Source organism: Rhodanobacter glycinis (assembly GCF_900114325.1).
Classification (GTDB): Bacteria; Pseudomonadota; Gammaproteobacteria; order Xanthomonadales; family Rhodanobacteraceae; genus Rhodanobacter_A; species Rhodanobacter_A glycinis.
Genome location: NZ_FOSR01000002.1, coordinates 275,559 through 294,371 on the forward strand (window position 1 = coordinate 275,559; position 18,813 = coordinate 294,371).

Annotated in this window: 10 protein-coding genes; all 10 read left to right on the top strand. The window is 63.3% G+C overall.

The window, feature by feature from the left end:
* Positions 1 to 114 precede the first annotated feature (114 nt).
* The 10 genes from BMY90_RS03475 to BMY90_RS03520 all read left to right on the top strand — a co-directional run bounded on the left by BMY90_RS03475 (position 115) and on the right by BMY90_RS03520 (position 18,714).
* Complete coding sequence (locus BMY90_RS03475) at positions 115 to 1,122, top strand: ABC transporter substrate-binding protein (protein ID WP_092701823.1); 1,008 nt, start codon at positions 115 to 117, stop codon at positions 1,120 to 1,122.
* A gap of 30 nt (positions 1,123 to 1,152) precedes the next feature.
* Positions 1,153 to 2,160, top strand: coding sequence for an ABC transporter ATP-binding protein (locus tag BMY90_RS03480; protein WP_092701578.1), 1,008 nt, complete (start codon positions 1,153 to 1,155; stop codon positions 2,158 to 2,160).
* Between the two features lie 8 nt (positions 2,161 to 2,168).
* Entirely contained in the window at positions 2,169 to 3,833 is a 1,665-nt protein-coding gene (locus tag BMY90_RS03485) for an ABC transporter permease subunit (RefSeq protein WP_217638546.1), read from the top strand.
* Complete coding sequence (locus BMY90_RS03490; protein ID WP_092701581.1) at positions 3,823 to 4,590, top strand: DeoR/GlpR family DNA-binding transcription regulator; 768 nt, start codon at positions 3,823 to 3,825, stop codon at positions 4,588 to 4,590. The genes BMY90_RS03485 and BMY90_RS03490 overlap by 11 nt, the downstream gene beginning before the upstream one ends.
* Before the next feature lie 331 nt (positions 4,591 to 4,921).
* Positions 4,922 to 7,951, top strand: coding sequence for a TonB-dependent receptor (locus BMY90_RS03495; protein ID WP_245734848.1), 3,030 nt, complete (start codon positions 4,922 to 4,924; stop codon positions 7,949 to 7,951).
* Positions 7,952 to 8,035: 84 nt separating this feature from the next.
* Positions 8,036 to 10,003 (top strand): CocE/NonD family hydrolase, encoded by a 1,968-nt coding sequence (locus BMY90_RS03500; protein ID WP_245734850.1) that lies wholly within the window; start codon positions 8,036 to 8,038, stop codon positions 10,001 to 10,003.
* 99 nt (positions 10,004 to 10,102) lie between these two features.
* Complete coding sequence (locus BMY90_RS03505; protein ID WP_245734852.1) at positions 10,103 to 12,262, top strand: beta-glucosidase family protein; 2,160 nt, start codon at positions 10,103 to 10,105, stop codon at positions 12,260 to 12,262.
* Positions 12,263 to 12,354: 92 nt separating this feature from the next.
* Entirely contained in the window at positions 12,355 to 15,408 is a 3,054-nt protein-coding gene (locus tag BMY90_RS03510; protein ID WP_092701590.1) for a glycoside hydrolase family 35 protein, read from the top strand.
* Positions 15,409 to 15,421: 13 nt separating this feature from the next.
* Positions 15,422 to 16,684 carry a glycoside hydrolase family 27 protein gene (locus tag BMY90_RS03515; RefSeq protein WP_245734854.1) on the top strand — a complete coding sequence of 421 codons (1,263 nt, stop codon included), beginning with the start codon at positions 15,422 to 15,424 and terminating at the stop codon, positions 16,682 to 16,684.
* A gap of 149 nt (positions 16,685 to 16,833) precedes the next feature.
* Positions 16,834 to 18,714 (top strand): glycoside hydrolase family 2 protein, encoded by a 1,881-nt coding sequence (locus BMY90_RS03520; protein WP_092701593.1) that lies wholly within the window; start codon positions 16,834 to 16,836, stop codon positions 18,712 to 18,714.
* Positions 18,715 to 18,813: the final 99 nt, after the last annotated feature.

The window sequence follows — 18,813 nt, forward strand, 5'->3', positions numbered from 1 at the left end:
CACAAAATGACACATTCTCTGGGCAAGCTGGGGACCGGGTATCAGGACGTCCCACGCTTCAAGGACGCCCGTTCGCGAATCGACGCCAACAGCCGTACCGCACAGGTTGCTCTCATGCGCATAGCCACCAGACTCGCCGCCGCGTTTGCCGTGTATGCCCTTGCCTGTGGTTGGGCACAGGCGGGCTCGATCACGGTCTATACGGCGCTCGAGAACGACGAAGTCTCGGTGTACCTGGCCGCCGCGCGCCAGGCGATGCCTGACCTGCACGTCCACGTGCTGCGCCTTTCCACGGGAGACTTGGCCGCACGCCTGATCGCCGAATCCGCCGCGCCGCATAACGACGTGATCTGGGGCGAGGCACTCACCGACATGCTCGATCCGCGCATCGAGGCCGAGCTGGCACCGGTCACATCGCCCAACATCGCGAAGCTGCCTTCGCGCTACCGCGCGCCGGACGACAAATGGTTCGTCGCCACCGGCTACCTCGCCGCCTTCTGCGTGAATACCGATGCGCTCGCGGCCCAGCATCTGCCCATGCCGACATCGTGGGCTGACCTGGCGAAGCCGGTCTACAAGGGCCAAGTCGTCATGCCGGACCCGCAATCTTCCGGTACCGGCTACATGATTGTGGCGGCGATCCTGCAAGGCATGGGCGCGGACAAAGGCTGGGCTCTGCTGAAGCAGATCGCCGGCAACGTCGCCCAGTTCAGTCCGTCCGGGTCCAGCCCTTGCAAGCTGGCGCGCACCGGTGAATTTCCCATTGGCGTGTCGTTCGCCTTCACCGCCATGCAATCGATCCGACAGGGCTTTCCGATCAGGATGGTGATCCCATCGAGCGATGTCGCCTATCAGCTGGAGGCCTCCGCCATGATGAAGACCTCGGCAAACCAGGTCGATGCGAAGCGCTTCCTCGATTGGATCGCCTCACCGCAGGCCGCCGCGCTGTACCGCAAGTACAAGAGCATCGTCGCGATGCCCGGCGCCGGACCGACGCCCGAGCAGATCAAGGACGGGCTGCCGGCAGACATCGCGCACCGACTGTATCCGATGGATTTCAAGGCATCGATGGAAAACCGCGCGGCGACCATCGCCAGATGGAAGAGCGACGTGGCGAACTGATACACGGGCACAAGAACGGGGAGCTCTCTGGTGCATTTCACGGTAAACGACGTCAGCAAGTCCTTCGGTGGCCGCCCGGCCCTGGATCGGGTGAGCTTTGCCGTGGGCGAACGCGACTTCGTCTGCCTGCTCGGGCCGAGCGGCTGCGGCAAGACCACCTTGCTGCGAATCGTCGCGGGCCTGCTCGCGACTGACAGCGGCAGCATCATGCTCGGTGCGAGGGACATCACCCGCATGCCGGCGCGCGAACGCAATTTCGGCATCGTGTTCCAGTCGTACTCGCTGTTTCCGAACATGACCGTGGCGGAAAACATCGGTTACGGCATGAAGCTTCGCGGCCTGCCGCCCCGCGCCGCCGCAGCACGCCGCGATGAACTGCTCCGGCTGATCCAGCTTCCGGATGAAGCAGGCAAATATCCCGCGCAGCTTTCCGGTGGGCAGCAGCAACGTGTTGCGCTGGCACGAGCGCTGGCCGTCGATCCGGCCTTGCTGCTGCTCGACGAGCCCCTTTCCGCCCTGGACGCCCGCGTGCGCGAACAGATGCGCGGCGAGATTCACCAGGTGCAACGCCAACTCGGCATTCCCACCCTGATGGTCACGCATGACCAGCAGGAAGCGCTGACCCTGGCCGACACGATCATTTGCATGAACCGGGGCCGCATCGAGCAGATCGGCACGCCACGCCAGCTGTACATGAATCCGGCGACGCGCTTTGTGGCCCAGTTCATCGGCGCGTCCAACCTGTTGCCGACAAGCTGGGTGCGCGAAGCGCTGCCGACGCTGCTGTCCGGGCGACCTGCAGCACCCGACCACCATCTGGAAGCCTGCCTGCGTCCGGAGGACGTGCACGCAACTGCCGCCGAAGACGGCGAAGGCACGGTACGCGCCGTCACCTTCCTCGGCAGCATGATCCGGCTGGTGATCGACTGGCGGGGCCGCTCATTCACCGCGGAGCAGCATCGCGACTGCACGCTCAAGCCCGGTGACAGCGTCACCCTGGACGTGCGACCGGACCGTTCCGCATGGGTGGCCGCATGAACCGGGCCGTGCGTACAAACCATCCTGGCGTGCCGGGCGATCGCCTGCTGGCCTGGACCTTCATCGGCCTGCCCGTGCTCGGCCTGCTGCTGTTCTTCGGCTACCCGCTGATCGTCATCGGCCTGCGCAGCTTCCTCGGTCAGGGGGATGTCCTGAGCCTGGCCCATTACCGGCGGCTGTGGACCGACCCCGGCCTTCCGCGTGTCATGTTGCATACGCTGTGGGTCAGCGGCACCACCATGCTGCTCACCACGGTGGCGGCGCTGGCGATCGCGATGGCGCTGCACCGGTCGCGGATGAAGGGCAAGTGGCTGGTCCGTGGCGTCCTCATTCTGCCGCTGCTGGCGCCGTCGCTGGTGCAGGGGCTGGGATTGATCTTTTTGTTCGGGCGCAACGGCCTGGTGCACAGGCTCACCGGCTTGCCCACCGACATCTACGGCTTCGCCAGCCTGGTCGCCGCGGACGTCCTGTACGCGCTTCCACAAGCCGTGCTGATCATTTCCGTCGCGCTGGTACGCACCGATCGCCGCTACTACGACGCCGCGGAATCGATGGGTGCCTCCGCCTGGCGGCAATTCATCGACATCACCTTGCCCCAGGCCAAGCTTGGCCTGCTGTCAGCGGCCTTCGTGGTGTTCACCATCACCATCACCGATTTCGGCAATGCCATGGTCGTGGGCGGCTCGTATCGGGTTCTGGCCTCCGAGATCTACAATCAGGTTTCCGGCCAGATGGATTTCGGCATGGGCGCAACCATCGGCATGGTCCTTTTGCTGCCGGCGATTCTGTCGCTGTATATCGAGCACGTGGCCTCGCGCCAGCACAACGGTTCGGAACACGCGCTGCCTTCCGAAGCACCGCCCGGGCGCGGGCGCGACGCGGCGTTGTCGATGACCTGCATCGGTTTGCTGTTGCCGGTGGCGGTCGTACTGGCGACCGTGTTCTACGCCAGCTTCGTAAAGCTGTGGCCCTACGACTTCAGCCTGACGCTGGCGCATTACCACACGAACCTTCCGGACGGCTATACGCCTATCCTTACTTCACTGAAGATCTCGATTGCCGTAGCCATCTTCGGCACGCTGCTACTGTTCATGCTGGCGATCGGCATGCGTCGACTGTCGCCCGCCCTGGCCCGCATCGTCGCGTTCCTCGCCATGATGCCGGCGGCCGTGCCCGGCATGATCATCGGCATCGGCTACGTGCTGGCCTTCAACCATGGTCCGTTGTCGCACTGGCTCTACGGCAGCCTGGCCATCGTCGCGTTGTGCAATTTCTACCACTACCACACGCAAGGTTTCCTCACGATATCGACCGGCTTGCGTACCGTGCCGGCCGCGCTGGAAGACGCTACCACCTGCCTTGGAGGCGGCCCGTTGCAATCCACCCGGGACGCGGTGCTGCCGTTCGTCGCCCCGGCACTGGTATCGACGTTCTTCCTGCTTTTCATGCAATCGATGGTCACCCTCTCGGCGGTGACCTTTCTGGTCACGCCGGAATTGAACCTGGCTTCCGTATCCGTCATGCAGTTGAACGAGAACGGCTTCATTTCGCAGGCGGCCGCCTATTCCGCGTGCATCGTCGCCGTCGTGGCCGTCGCACTCGGCCTGATGCGCCTGAGCACGGCCCGCATCGGCATCTATCTGCAACAAAGGGGAAAACTGCATGTGGCATGAGGAACGCCATCAACGCATCCGCAGCCTGCTGAAGGCGTTCGGACAGGTCTCGGTCGATCGATTCACCAGCGATCTCGGCGTATCGCGCGAAACGATCCGCCGCGACCTGCTGAAGCTCGAAGCCATGGGCGAGGTCTTGCGGGTGCATGGCGGTGCCGTACTTGCCGGAAACGAACCTCCCATCGGGGTCCGTGCCACCACGCGGGTCAAGGAAAAACAGCTGATCGCAAAGAAGATTGCCGCGCTGGTCGAAAGCGGGCAAACCGTTTTCCTCGATTCGGGGAGCACCATGTCGGCGGTCGCCGAAGCGCTGGCAGGGCTGATCAACCTGACCGTCGTCACCAATTCGGTGGACGTGGCCAGGAAGATCGCTGGCCCCACGGGTGACCGCAACAACAATCACGTGCAACTGCTGGGCGGCCGTTTCCACGGCGAACTGTCCTCGAACTACGGGCCCGGCACCATCGCCGAAATCCAGCGCTACCAGGCGCACCTGGCGATTCTCTCACCAGTGGGCGTAGACACCGAGTACGGCGCGAGCAGCTTCTTGCTGGATGAGTCGGAAATCGCACGAGCCATGAACGCGAATGCATTGCGTACGGTGATCGCCGCCGACCATTCGAAGATTGGCGTGCGCAGCAGGATCGGCTACTGCCCGCTGAAGGACATCGATGTGCTGGTAACGGACCGGGCTGCCGTGAAGATCAAGGCGATGAAGGCGATAAGCAGACACGTCGGAAAGGTGATCTACGCATGAAACCGGTTATCCGACGAGGCGGGTATCGCGGACAGTCGCCACCACGACACCGCGCCTGCCGGGAAACACTTGAAGCAGACGGCCCATGAGCCCGCTCCGAATGAAGCACAAGGAATAGAAGCTGCATGTTGCGTTGGCCACCGACGATATGTCGGTCGAAAAAATTCAATACGGCGGTGCATCGGGCACCTGCCGTCATCGAACCCCCTCAGCTCCAGGGGCTCGGCGGAATACCCGGGACCCGATTTTTCATGGATGGCTTTTGGATCGATTGAAATCGATGTATCCATTGCTTGTCAGCAACCTATCTTCTTTTCAAGGAGTCACCACCATGAGTCGGCAAATGAAATCCGTTTCACTCCGATCGGCGATTGCGCTGGCACTGGCAGCCGTGCTGTCAGGCACCGTCGTGCACGCCCAATCCACCACCGGCAGCATCATCGGGCAAGCCCCTGTCGTCAGCGGCGAAACCGTCCTGATCCAGGGCAGCAACGGCCTCACTCGCGAAGTGCCCGTCGACAGCCGGGGCCGCTACAGCGCGGTATCGCTGCCCCTGGCCACCTACACGGTGTCGCTGCAGCAGAACGGCAAGACCCTCGACACGCGCGACCATGTCACCTTGCGCGTCGGCATTGCCACCAATGTGTCCTTCTCCGCGACGGCCTCCGCAAACACCTCGCCGGCCGGCGTGCAACAACTCAGCACCGTCTCGGTGAGCGCCAATGCGCTGCCCCCTATAGATGTCACCTCCACCGGCTCCAGCACCATCATCACGGCCGAACAGATGGCCAGGTTGCCGCTGGCGCGCACGGCCGAGGCGGTGGCCTTGCTGGCTCCCGGCGCACTGCCCGCCAGCACCTACTTCCATGGTGCCATGGGCAACACACTGGTCTCGTTCAGCGGTTCGGCGGCCACCGAGAACGCCTACTACATCAACGGCTTCAACACGACCGACCCGCTGAGCGGCTTTGGCGGCATCACCCTGCCCTACGGCGCGGTCGAGCAGGAAGAGATATTGAATGGCGGCTACTCGGCAGCCTATGGCCGCTCCGACGGCGGCGTGATCAGCCAGGTCGGCAAGCGCGGCACCAACCAATGGCATTTCGGTGCACAGGTGCTGTGGCAGCCGGCCTTCGCGCAGAACGACCAGCGGAACATCTACTACGCCCGCGGCAGCAAGGCCGGCCAGATCTTCCAGCGCAAGAACCAGAACAAATCATGGGAAACCACGGTGGATGCCTACGCTGGCGGACCGCTGATCAAGGACCGCCTGTACGTCTTCGCCGCCGTCGAGGCGAAGCAGCAGCAAGGCAACACGATCAGCGACAAATCATCGACCCCCGCCAATACCCGCTACACCTACAAGGATCCGAAGAGCTACCTGAAGCTCGACTGGAACATCAACGACTCCAACATCCTGGAACTGACCGGGGTGTCGCAGACCCATCGCTCCGACGCTTCCGACTATGCCTACGACTACGACAGCGGCAGCACTGGCGGCTTCGTCAGCAAGGACACAACCAACAAGACCAGCGCAAAAATCTATGTGGCCAAGTTCACCAGCTACATTACCGACGACCTCACGCTGAGCGCCATGTACGGCAAGTCCAGCATCGACTACTTCACCCAGGTGCCTGACTCCGGCGTGGATGGCCCCAGCATTCGCGGACTTGACCAGGAGAACCCGGCATATGTCGGGAACCAACCGCGCACCAACGGCCAGACCATTGACGTAGTCAACAATCCCAGCCATCGCTCGACCAATCGCAACCTGCGGCTGGACCTCACCTACAAGATCGGCGACCACTCGATCACCGCGGGCATCGACAACCAGGACTCGCACGACATCGACGACGGCGCCACCATCGGTAGCGGCTACGAGCTGTGGTACGGCAAGGGCGACCCGAATACCGACATCAGCGAATCTCCCTTCGTCGATGCGCCCGGCAAATACCCCGGCGGCGAGGAGGGCTACTTCGGCTACATCCGCCACTATTCCAATTCCGCCTCGGTGCGGGTGAAACAGCGGGCGCAATACGTCGAGGACCACTGGCAGGTTACCGACCGGTTGATGCTGCAACTTGGCATCCGCAACGACCAGTTCACCAACTACAACCCCGCCGGCGCCCCCTATCTTCGCCTCACCAGTCCGCAGTGGGCACCTCGGCTGGGCTTCTCCTGGGACGTGCATGGTGATTCGTCGCTGAAGGTCTACGGCAACGCCGGACGCTACTACCTCGCCATGCCGGCCAGCGTGGCGCTGCGCACGGCAGCGGGCTCGATCGCCACGAACCAGTACTTCACCTATACCGGCATCGATGCCAATGGCATGCCGACCGGCATGACCTTCCTAAAGTCGTCTACCGGCGGCGCCGTCTCGCCCAACGGCGAATACGGCCAGCCACCGGACCCGAAGACCGTCAGTGCGCAGAACATCAAGTCGGAATACCAGGATGAATTCATCCTCGGCTTCGACCAGCAGATCAATCCGAAGTGGCTATGGGGCATGAAGGGGACCGTGCGCCATCTGAGGAATGCACTGGACGACGTCTGCGACAACGGCGCGATCGGCCGCGCGGCACAGGCGCAGGGGGCGGATCTTTCCACGCTCACCATCGGCTCGTGCTACCTGTCCAACCCGGGGCGCGCCAATACCTACGACCTGGTCAACGCCAGCGGCGGCTACACGAAGGTGACCGTCACCAACAAGGACTTCGGCTTCCCCCAACTCAAGCGCAATTACGATGGACTGGAGGTCTACCTGTCGCATCCGTTCGACGGCAAGTGGTCGGGCAAGATCGATTACGTCTGGTCGCACAGCTACGGCAACACCGAGGGCCAGGTCACCTCGTTCACAGGGCAGCAGAACGTGTCCGCCACGCGTGACTGGGATTACTACCAGCTGATGCTCTACGCCAATGGCGACCAGGGCAACGACCGGCGCCATGCGCTGAAGATCTACGGCTCGTACCAGATCGCACCGGAATGGATGGTGTCGGCGAATCTTTCGATTCTCTCCGGCCTGCCCAAGGAGTGCCTCGGATTCTTCGGGACGCAGCAGAACGATCCGGTCGGCTATGGCAGTTACTACCATTACTGCGATGGCCAACCTTCTCCTCCGGGCAAGGTCGGCAGCAATCCGTGGCAGGAGATCATCACCGGCAGCGTCGAATACCGCCCGCAGTGGGCCGACCACAAGCTGGCATTCAACCTGATGGTGTACAACCTGCTCAACCAGCAACGGCCCCTGCAGATCAGCCCTGGATACGGCTCGAGCAAATCGATCAACGACAGCTATGAGCGCGTCATCGACTACACGATGCCTCGATACGTCCGCTTCGGAATCTCCTACGACTTCTGACACGGCGATGCCTGCCCCGGCCAGCGCGTGGCGCGCATGGCCGGGTCCGGCATTCTGGAACAACCGGACCCAAGAGGACCGAACATGCATCGCTTCATGCGTCATGCCTTTCCCGCTTTCTTTCTGGTCGCCGCCATGGCCACCGGATCGGCCCACGGCGCCGACCAGGCCCACGTGCAGCTTCCCAGCGAGATACCGGCACACTTCAAACCGGTGACCGGCAGTTTCGACTTCACCCGCCGCGTCGTCGACATCCCGATGCGCGACGGCGTGAAGCTGCACACCGTGATCCTCATCCCGAAGGGCGCGACACACGCAGGCATCCTGCTCACCCGCACGCCCTATGGCGCGGACAGCATGACCCATCATGCCGACAGCCCGCACCTGGGCCCGACGATCGTCGGCTATGACACCCCCGACGACATCGTCGTCGAGGACGGCTATATCCGCGTGGTGCAGGACGTGCGCGGCAAGTACGGTTCCGGTGGCGCCTTCGTGATGAACCGCCCGATGCGCGGTCCGTTGAACAAGACCTCGGTCGACGATGCGACGGACACCTACGACACCATCGACTGGCTGGTGAAGAACCTGCCGCAGAGCAACGGCAAGGTCGGCATCATCGGCATTTCCTACGACGGCTTCGAGGCCCTGGTAGGTGCCTTCCATCCACATCCCGCCCTGAAGGTGGTGGTGCCGATCAATCCGATGGTGGATGGCTGGATGGGCGACGACTGGTTCCACAACGGCGCCTTCCGCGAGCAGATGATTCCCTATATCTACGGCCAGGATGCCGGCCGCTCCAGCCAGTATCCGTGGTGGTCCGGCGAGCGCGACGACTACAACCTTTACCTCAAGGCCGGTTCCGCCGGCGCGCTGGCACAGTCGCGTGGCATGGACCAGCTCGGTTTCTGGCGCAAGCTGCTCGCGCATCCGGCCTATGATGCGTTCTGGCAAGACCAGGCCATGGACAAGTTGCTGGCGAAGCAACCGCTGAGCGTCCCGATGATGCTGGTCCACAGCCTGTGGGACGAGGAAGACATCTACGGCGACATGGCCGTCTATCGCGCGCTGGCCGACAAGCCCTCGGCGCGCGGCAAACTGTTCCTGGTCATCGGACCCTGGCGTCATGCCAAGACCTGGGAGCGGGCGCCGGACATCGGCAAGATCGACCTGGGCATGAACACCGGCGACTGGTTTCGCAACCACGTGCTGCGACCGTTCCTGGCGCAATACCTGAAAGACGGCGCGCCGAAGGCATCCATCGCACCCGTCACGGCCTTCATCACCGGCGCCAATCGCTGGGAACGACTCGCGCATTGGCCCGAAGGTTGTGATGGTCATTGCACGCCCACCATGAAACCGCTCTACCTGCACGCCGACGATGGTCTGGGTTTCACAGCGCCAAAGGCCGGTGGCAGCGGCTACGACGAATATGTGTCCGACCCGGCCAAGCCAGTGCCCTATCGCATCCGCCCGATCCAGCCGTGGAGCCACGGCATGCCCGACCAGGTCGATACGTGGCCCGAATGGCTGGTCGACGATCAGCGTCAGTTCGCTACCCGCACCGACGTGGTGACCTATGTCTCCAAACCGCTCGAGCAGCCGCTGATGATCGCCGGCTCACCCGCCGTGCATCTGGTGGCCTCGACCAGTGGCAGCGACAGCGACTGGGTGGTCAAGCTGATCGATGTGTATCCCGATGAGATGGCGGAGCAGCCTTCGATGGGTGGTTACGAGCTTCCGATCGCCATGGATATTTTCCGCGGCCGCTATCGCAAGAGCTTCGCCGATCCCGAGCCGATTCCATCGAACCGGCCATTGCCGTACCGATTCGACCTGCCGACCGTCAACCATGTCTTCAAGAAGGGGCATCGACTGATGGTGCAGATCCAGTCGAGCTGGTTTCCGCTTTACGACCGCAATCCGCAGGCCTTCGTGCCAAACATTTTCCTGGCCAAACCGGGCGACTACCAAAAGGCGACGCAGCGTATCTATCACAGCCCGCAACAGGCGACATACATCGACCTTCCCGTCGTGAAGGCCGTGCAGTAACAGAAACACCGAATGCCCGGCTTTCCGTTTCCGCCTCAAGGAGTCCGCATGTCCGCAACAGCATTGTTCCGCAGGATCCTCGCACCATCGGCCATCGCCATGTCGATTTTCGCGGCTTTCGCCAGTATGGCGGCACCGGCATCGATGCATCCGGACGTGTCGAAGATGCCATGGATGAACAAGGCACTCTCGCCGGACAGGCGTGCCGATCTGGTTATCGCGCAGATGACCCTGGACGAGAAGATCCAACTGGTCCACGGCACTCACTGGATCGTGCACCGAGACGGCCAGGACGTCCCCGCGCATTCGAACTACGGCGCCGGCTTTGTACCGGGCATTGATCGCCTTGGCATTCCCGGCATCAACATGGCGGACTCTGCCGTGGGCGTCCGTGTGTCGACCTTCCAGGGGCGCTACGCAACCCTGTTGCCCTCGACCCTGGGGGCCGCTTCGAGCTGGAATCCGCAAGCTGCTTTCCTGTACGGCTCCGTGATTGGCCGCGAACTGCGCGCAATGGGTTTCAACATGTCCATCGGCGGCGGTGTCGATATCACCCGCGAGCCGCGCAACGGACGCAATTTCGAATACGCCGGCGAGGATCCGTTGCTGGCCGGCACCATGACCGGCAACCTGATGAAGGGCGTACAGGCCCAGCACCTGATGGGTGACGTCAAGCACTACGCCTTCAACGATCAGGAAACCGGACGCACGATCTACAGTGCCGACATCAACAAGCGCGCAGCGCGCGAAAGCGACCTGCTCGCCTTCCAGATCGCCATTGGCATCGCGCACCCGTCTGGCGTGATGTGCTCGTACAACCGTGTCAACACGGTCTACGCCTGCGAGAACCACTGGCTGCTTACCGACGTGCTGAAGAAGGATTTCGGCTTCAAGGGCTGGGTGTTGTCCGACTGGGGCGGTACGCACTCCACCGTCAAGGCGGCGCTCGCCGGCCTCGACCAGGAGATGCCCAGTGACAAGTACTTTGGCGAACCGCTGAAGCAGGCCGTGCTCGCCGGCAAGGTACCCATGTCGCGGCTCGACGACATGGACCATCGCATCCTGCGCAGCATGTTCGCCGCCGGCGTCATCGATGACCCGCCGACGCCACGCACGGTGATCAACCCTTTCCGCGGCCGCGATGATGCCCAGCAGCTTGCCGAAGAAAGCATGGTGCTTCTGAAAAACGAGGCACACCTGCTGCCCTTGCAGGCTTCGTCCATCCGCTCGATCGCCCTGATCGGCTCGCATGCCGACGTCGGCGTGCCCTCGGGCGGCGGCTCGGCCCAGGTGAACGCGCCCGGCGGCAACGCCATTGGTCCCGGCGCCCACGCAGGGGAGAGCATTTATTTCCCATCGTCGCCCCTGAAATACATCCGCGAACACGCACCCGCTGCCAAAATCGACTTCAACCCGGGCACTGACCCGGCCGCCGCTGCCGCGCTGGCGCGAACGGCCCAGGTCGCCATCGTTTTCGTCAACCAGCCCATGCAGGAAGGCATGGACCGCCCCACGCTCGCGCTGCCCCATGACCAGGATGCGCTGGTAGCCGCCGTAGCCGCCGCCAATCCGCATACCCTCGTCGTGCTCGAAACCGGCGGCCCGGTCGCCATGCCTTGGATCGACAAGGTGCAGGGAATCGTCGAAGCCTGGTATCCCGGGATCGGTGGTGCGCAGGCGCTTGCCGACCTGCTCTTCGGCAATGTCGACTTCTCTGCCAAGCTGCCGGTCAGCTTCCCCCGCAACGACAACCAGCTGCCTCATCCCGAGATCGCCGGAATCACCGCAACAACCGCGTCGAAGACGCCGGTCTTTTTCGACGTGGACTACAACAAGGCAGGGGCCGCGGTCGGCTACAAATGGTTCGAGATGAAGCATCTCAAGCCGCTGTTCCCGTTCGGCTTCGGCCTCTCCTACACCAGCTACGCGTATTCGGGGCTGACGGTAGACCGTGATGGCCACACGGCCACGCTTACCGTCAGGAACACCGGCCAGCGCGCCGGGGCCGAAATCGCCCAGGTCTATGCGGTACTGCCGAAGGCCTCCGGAGAGACTTACAAGCGCCTTGTCGGCTTCGACCGGGTCGAGCTCGCGCCGGGCGAATCAAAGCGCATCACGGTTCCGTTGAATTCGCTGTGCCTGTCCGTCTACGACACGGCGAAGGACACCATGCTTCGCCTGCCAGGAACCTACACGATTCTTGCAGGGCCGTCCTCCGCGGACACGCCGCTTAGGGCAAGTTTCGTCCAGGCTCATTGATCACGCCGACCGCCTGGCCGCGCCATGCGACTGCGACGGACGAGCCGCGGCTACAGCTTCGCGAAAAGTCCAGGCCATTCACGGATACACACATGCAGATACCCACGTCGACGACACCACCCCGGGTCGATCCCGCCTCACGCAAGCGTCGCCTTGGCCTGCGCCACTGGGGTGTCTGCATGTTGCTGGCAAGCTTGTCGGCAAGTGCCTTGGCGGGGGCTTCATCATCAGCGGCTGCACAGGACCATGAACCGGCCCGACGGCACACCATCAGCTACGACCGCTACTCGCTGAAGATCGACGGTCGGCGCATCTATGTATGGTCGGGCTCGTTCCACTACTGGCGATTGCCCAGCCCAAGCCTGTGGACAGATGTCTTCCAGAAGATGAAGGCCGCCGGCTACAACACCGTGGAAATCTATTTCAACTGGGCCTACCACTCGCCCCGCAAAGGGCGCTACGACTTCTCGGGCATCCGCGATGTCGATCGCGTACTCGACGACGCCCAGAAGGCCGGCCTCTACGTCATCGCGCGGCCGGGCCCATACATCAATGCGGAAACCGACGCCGGCGGTTTCCCCGATTGGTTGATCGCGGTCAAGGGCCGGGCACGCTCGCCGGCGCCGGATTACACCGCCGCCTACAAGGAATGGCTCACCCGCATCGACCGCATCCTGGCCCGCCACCAGCTCACCAACGGAACCGGTTCGGTGATCCTCTACCAGGTCGAGAACGAGTTCTACGACAACTCTCCAGCCGGGCGCCGCTACATGCGCGACATCGAGCAAAAGGCCCGTGCCGATGGCATCACGGTGCCGCTTGTCGGCAACCACAATGGAAGCTTCGAGCACGGCGTCGGTGCAATCGATATCCCGGGCTACGACGATTACCCGCTGGGCTTCGACTGCTCGCGTCCGCAGCAGTGGAGTGAACTTTACGATTACACCCGCGAGCGTCGTGCGCTGACCCATGCTCCGCTGTTCTTTCCCGAATACCAGGGCGGCTCGTTCGACCCCTGGGGCGGCCCGGGTTACGCAAAGTGCCGCCAACTCACCGGCCCGGCCTTCGAGCGCGTGTACTACGAAGCCATGATGGCCAGCGGCTCGACCATGCAGAATTTCTACATGACCTACGGCGGCATCAACTGGGGCTGGCTGGCCTCGCCCGGCGTATACACCTCCTACGACTACGCCGCACCCATCGATGCGGCGCGACGACTGACCGCCAAGTACGACCAGCAGAAACTGCTCGGCTATTTCACCCGGGCGGTGCAACCGTTGACCCAGACCGACCGGATGGCGGCCAAGTCGCCGGACAATCCCGCCTTGCGCCTGGATGCGCGGATCAATCCGGTCGACGACACGCAGTTCTACATCCTGCGCCACGCCGACGCGAGCTCCACCGCCGCCGACAGCACCCACCTCTGGCTCGACCTGGGCCGCGGTGATCGCAGCAGCGCGGCAGCACTGGACCGTTACACGCGGATCCCGCAACAAGCGGGCACCGCGCTGCGAATCGATGGCCGTGACTCCAAGATCCTGCTGGCCGACTATCACTTCGGAGGGCAGAATCTGCTGTATTCCACCTCCGACTGGATGACCAACCTCAGCCAGGGCAAGCGCGATATCGCGGTCATCTACGGCCGCCGTGGCGAGGATGGCGAAACCGTATTCACCTATCGGGCGAAGCCGTCGGTCCAGGTGCTTTCCGGCAAGGTGGTCACCGCATGGGATGCCACCCGCGGCCAGCTGAGGCTGAATTACACGCACGAAGGCCTGACGCGCGTGCTGATCCAATCCGGCCAGCATTCGCTATTGCTGCTGATCGGCGACGACCAGACGGCAGAACGCTTCTGGAAACTCGACACGCAAAGCGGCGCCGTGCTGGTGCGCGGCCCCTATCTCGTGCGTACGGCATCGCTCGCCGCCGCTCCAGCAGTGCCACGCACGATCGAACTGACCGGCGATACCGACAAGGCCACCACGGTGGAAGTATTCGCCCCCGCCGACGTCCACGAGTTCACCTGGAACGGCCATCCCGTCCATGCCGAGACGACGCCTTCCGGCAGCCTGCTCGGGCAGCTCGACGGACCGCAGCCGGTGACCCTGCCGCAACTGACCGACTGGAAATACCAGCCGGGTGCCCCGGAAATCCAACCCTCCTTCGACGACTCGCACTGGCCGGCTGCGAACCGGAAAAGTTCGAACAACCCGAACTGGAACGGCCACCTGCCCATCCTCAACAGCGACGACTACGGGTTCCACCACGGTAACGTGTGGTATCGCGGTCATTTCACCGCCACTGGTCGCGAGCAAGGCGTCATCCTCGCCGCCTCGCCGGGAACCCACCAGGGCAACCATGGCCGCTTCACGGTCTGGCTCAATGGCCGTTACCTGGGCGACTACCCCAGCGGCGCCAGCTACTTCGGCTTCGATCCCGCCGACCTGAAAGTCGGCAAGGACAACGTGCTGTCGGTGCTGGTCGGCAACATGGGGCACAACCAGGACGGCAGCGGCGACGACCTGTTCAAGCAGCCGCGCGGACTGGAATCCGCCACTCTGCTGGGCGCGTCGCCGACGATAAAGTGGAAGATCCAGGGCGATCGCGGCGGCGAAGTGCCCGCAGACCCGGTACGCGGCCCGATGAACAACGGCGGCCTGTACGGCGAGCGCATGGGCTGGTCGCTGCCAGGCTATCCCGACCAGGGTTGGACTGCGGCCACCATGCCGAGGACCACCAGCACGCCCGGCGTCGACTGGTACCGCATAACCTTCACGCTGGATGTGCCGGTCGGCCAGGACGTGCCGATCGGGCTGAAGATCAGTGACGATCCCTCGCGCCACTATCGTGCGCTGATCTTCATCAACGGCTGGCAGGTCGGCCGCTACATCAATGCGACCGGTCCGCAGCGCGTGTTCAACCTGCCTGCCGGGCTGTTGAATCCACATGGCCGGAACACGATTGCGATCGCTGACTGGAATACCGGTACTCGCGGCGGACTGGGCAAGGTATCGCTGGTGACGCTGGGTAACTACCGCAGCGCGTTGCACGTTCGCCTGGTGCCCGCACCTGGCTACCGCGAGCTGTTCGCCTCGCCGGCAGGAGCGGCTTCCGGAAAAACCTCCGCCCATCCTCCGAAGCATTGACCGAGAGCCCTCGATGAAGAATGTCTCCACGCTTGCGTCGGCCGACGGAAAACGCCTCGCCCTCACCCGTCGGCACGGAATGTACTCGCTGTGCTGCCTGCTGCTGGCGATCATGCTGCTGGCATGGTCCGCCGCGGCAAGGTCCTTCGCCGTGGACACCGCCACGCCGGCGCGTACACCGCCGATGGGCTGGAACAGCTGGAACCACTTCGGCACCGCCGTCACCGCGGCGGATATCCGCCACGCGGCCGACGCACTGGTATCCAGCGGCATGGCCGCAGCCGGCTACCGCTACGTCATCATCGACGACGGCTGGCAGGGCGAGCGCGACGCACGCGGCGTGCTACACCCCAACGCCAAGTTTCCGGACATGAAGGCACTGGCCGCCTATGTACACGCCAAGGGGCTGGAGTTCGGCATCTACTCCTCGCCTGGCAAACGCACCTGTGGCGGCTACGCCGGCAGCGCGGGTCACGAGGCGCAAGACGCACGGACGTTCGCCAGCTGGGGCGTGGACTACCTCAAGTACGACATGTGCAGCTTCACCCGACAACTGGAAGGCAAGCCGCCGGCGCGACAGGTGGCCATGATGAAAGCGGCCTACCTGCGCATGCACCATGCACTCGATGCCACCGGCCGACCCATCGTTTACGCCTTGTGCAATGGCGGCTGGGGTCGCATCTGGACGTGGGGTGCCGCCGTGGGTGGCAACCTGTGGCGCAGCAGCGCCGACATCCGGTCCAACTACCAGAGCATGCTGTTCAACGCCACCTCGCAACTGGGGCTGCAGCGCTACGCCGGCCCGGGCCACTGGAACGATCCGGACATGCTGGAGATCGGCAACCCGGGCATGGACGACCCGGCGATGGAACGTACCCACATGAGCCTGTGGACGCTGCTGGCCGCGCCACTGATTGCCGGCAACGATCTGTCGGCAATGAATGCGGACACACGCGCCGTGCTGACCAACCCGGAAGTGCTGGCCATCGACCAGGATCCGCGCGGTGTGCAGGGGCGTCGGGTCGCGCAACGCGGACCGATCCAGTTGTGGGCGCGCCCGCTGGCCAACGGCACACTGGCAGTGGGATTGTTCAACACGCTCGATCATCCGCTCGGCGCCACGCTCGACTTCGAGGCACTGGGGCTGCATGGCGCGGTGCCTGCACGCGATCTGTGGCGGCATCGCGACCTGGGCGATATCGACACGCGCCGCGTATTTCAGGTACCGGCCCATGGCGTAATTCTGCTTGAGCTGGGCGTCCCGGCAAAAAGTTAGTCCCATCCGTTGTGCGTGATCTCCCGGGAAGATCGACGAAATGGATGTCCTTCCACGACCGGGCAATGACACGACCCGATAGCGCAAAACCCCGTTTTCCGCCCCACCCTCGTCGGTAGCGGACCCAACAATTCGACAGGAAGGCAACCATGGGAATCAGACAGCGGCGCGACAGGAAACGATGTGCGATCGCGGCACTATGGCTGGTCGTTGCGCTGGCTCCGACAACGGCGATGGCGGCAAAGGAGCAGCTGGTCGCACCACTGACGACACCATGGACCGCAGCAGCCATGAACAGTCGGATTCCTCTGCCCGATTATCCCAGACCGCAAATGACACGGCGCAACTGGCTCAACTTGAATGGTCGCTGGGACTACATGAGCGGCCCACATCGAGCGGATCCATCCCTGCGCAGCGCCACCCCACCGCAGTTTCCCGCCAGGCCTCGACAGATCCGGGTGCCTTTTCCGCCGGAATCGTACCTCTCCGGCATCATGGAAAAGCAACCAATCAACATGTGGTATCGGCGCCGGTTCGCGATTCCGAAAACCTGGGCCAGACACAGGGTGTTGCTGCACTTCGGCGCCATTTCCTACCAGTCGGTGATCTATATCAACGGGCACCGCGCCGGCACGCACCGGGGTGATTGGGAAGCCTTCACCATCGATATCACCCGATGGCTGCATCCCGGAGCGAATGAAGTGATCGTCGGCGCACGGGATACCCACGATGGCAGGCATTCCAGCGGCAAGGGCGCCATCGACCACGGCGACTACACCTTCACCTCGGGCATCTGGCAAACCGTCTGGCTCGAACCCGTGCCCGAGACGTATATCAAACGCCTGGTGATCCATCCGAACCTGGACCAGTCGACAGTGACCGTAAAACCGCTGGTGCAGGGTGTGGCCAGCAAGGTTCAGGTGTCCGTGATTGCCGATGGGAAGACTATCGACAAGTCGACCCAAAACGGATCGGGCCCCGTACAAATTCATGTGGCTCAGCCACACGCATGGTCACCGCACGACCCCTATCTCTATGGTCTCGCGGTACGTCTGCTTGATGGGCACGGTCGCGTGCTGGACGAAGTGCAAAGCTATTTCGGCATGCGCAGCATCTGTCTCGGAATGGTCAACGGCCAGCTGCGACCGATGCTCAACGGCAAGTTCGTGTTCCAGATGGGTCCGCTGGACCAGGGCTACTGGCCCGACGGGATCTATACCGCGCCCAGCGATGCCGCCATCAAACACGATCTGGAGACGGTCAAGCGGCTGGGGTTCAACATGATCCGCAAGCATGCCAAGGTCGAGCCGCAGCGCTGGTATTACTGGGTAGACAAACTCGGCCTGCTGGTCTGGCAGGACATGCCCTCCATGTGGCTCCCCGATGACCACCCCCACCAGGTCCGCGACGAGTTCGAGCGTGAATGGCAGTCCATCATCAAGCAACACGCCAACTCGCCGGCCATCGTCACGTGGGTGCCCTTCAACGAGAACTGGGGCGCCTACGACGTGGCCCGGATCACGGCCTGGACCAAGCAGCTCGATCCGACACGGCTGGTCGATGGCAATACCGGCTACAACAACGCGCCCGGATATCGCAAGGCGCCGGGCGACCCCGGCAACGGCGACTTCAACGACCGTCATATCTATGTCGGTCCCGGCACACCGCCACGCCCCAGCGCCACCCGCGCCGCGGCGCTGGGCGAATATGGCGGCCTGGGCGAACGGGTGCCGGGCCACATGTGGCCCGGCAAGCACGATTCGTACGTCATGGAGCCCGATGCCGAAGCACTGACAACCCGCTATGAGAAACTCCAGGCGGAACTGCTGCCGCTGGTCGAAAAAGACGGTCTTGGTGCAGCCGTGTATACACAACTGACCGACGTCGAACACGAAGTCAACGGCTTCCTGACCTACGACCGACGCGTGGAAAAAATGGACTTCGCACGCGTACGCGCCGCCAACCAGGCGGTGTTCAAGGCGGCGGAAAAGATCGGTGCAGGAAAGTGCGTATCACCCGGCAGGCACTGACGGCGACTCCGGCGGTTTGCCCGGCATTCGCCGAGCCATCCTTTTGCCGCTTGCACGGTACTCCGCATGCGGGAACAGCGTGTCCGGCTGGATAGGAAC

What these genes read in the sequence shown, in the direction of transcription:
- BMY90_RS03515 (WP_245734854.1), top strand. Translation starts at nt 15,422, where the DNA reads ATGAAGAATGTCTCCACGCTTGCGTCGGCCGACGGAAAACGCCTCGCC.
- BMY90_RS03505 (WP_245734852.1), top strand. Translation starts at nt 10,103, where the DNA reads ATGTCGATTTTCGCGGCTTTCGCCAGTATGGCGGCACCGGCATCGATG.
- BMY90_RS03495 (WP_245734848.1), top strand. Translation starts at nt 4,922, where the DNA reads ATGAGTCGGCAAATGAAATCCGTTTCACTCCGATCGGCGATTGCGCTG.
- BMY90_RS03500 (WP_245734850.1), top strand. Translation starts at nt 8,036, where the DNA reads ATGCATCGCTTCATGCGTCATGCCTTTCCCGCTTTCTTTCTGGTCGCC.
- BMY90_RS03475 (WP_092701823.1), top strand. Translation starts at nt 115, where the DNA reads ATGCGCATAGCCACCAGACTCGCCGCCGCGTTTGCCGTGTATGCCCTT.
- BMY90_RS03520 (WP_092701593.1), top strand. Translation starts at nt 16,834, where the DNA reads ATGGGAATCAGACAGCGGCGCGACAGGAAACGATGTGCGATCGCGGCA.
- BMY90_RS03510 (WP_092701590.1), top strand. Translation starts at nt 12,355, where the DNA reads ATGCAGATACCCACGTCGACGACACCACCCCGGGTCGATCCCGCCTCA.
- BMY90_RS03490 (WP_092701581.1), top strand. Translation starts at nt 3,823, where the DNA reads ATGTGGCATGAGGAACGCCATCAACGCATCCGCAGCCTGCTGAAGGCG.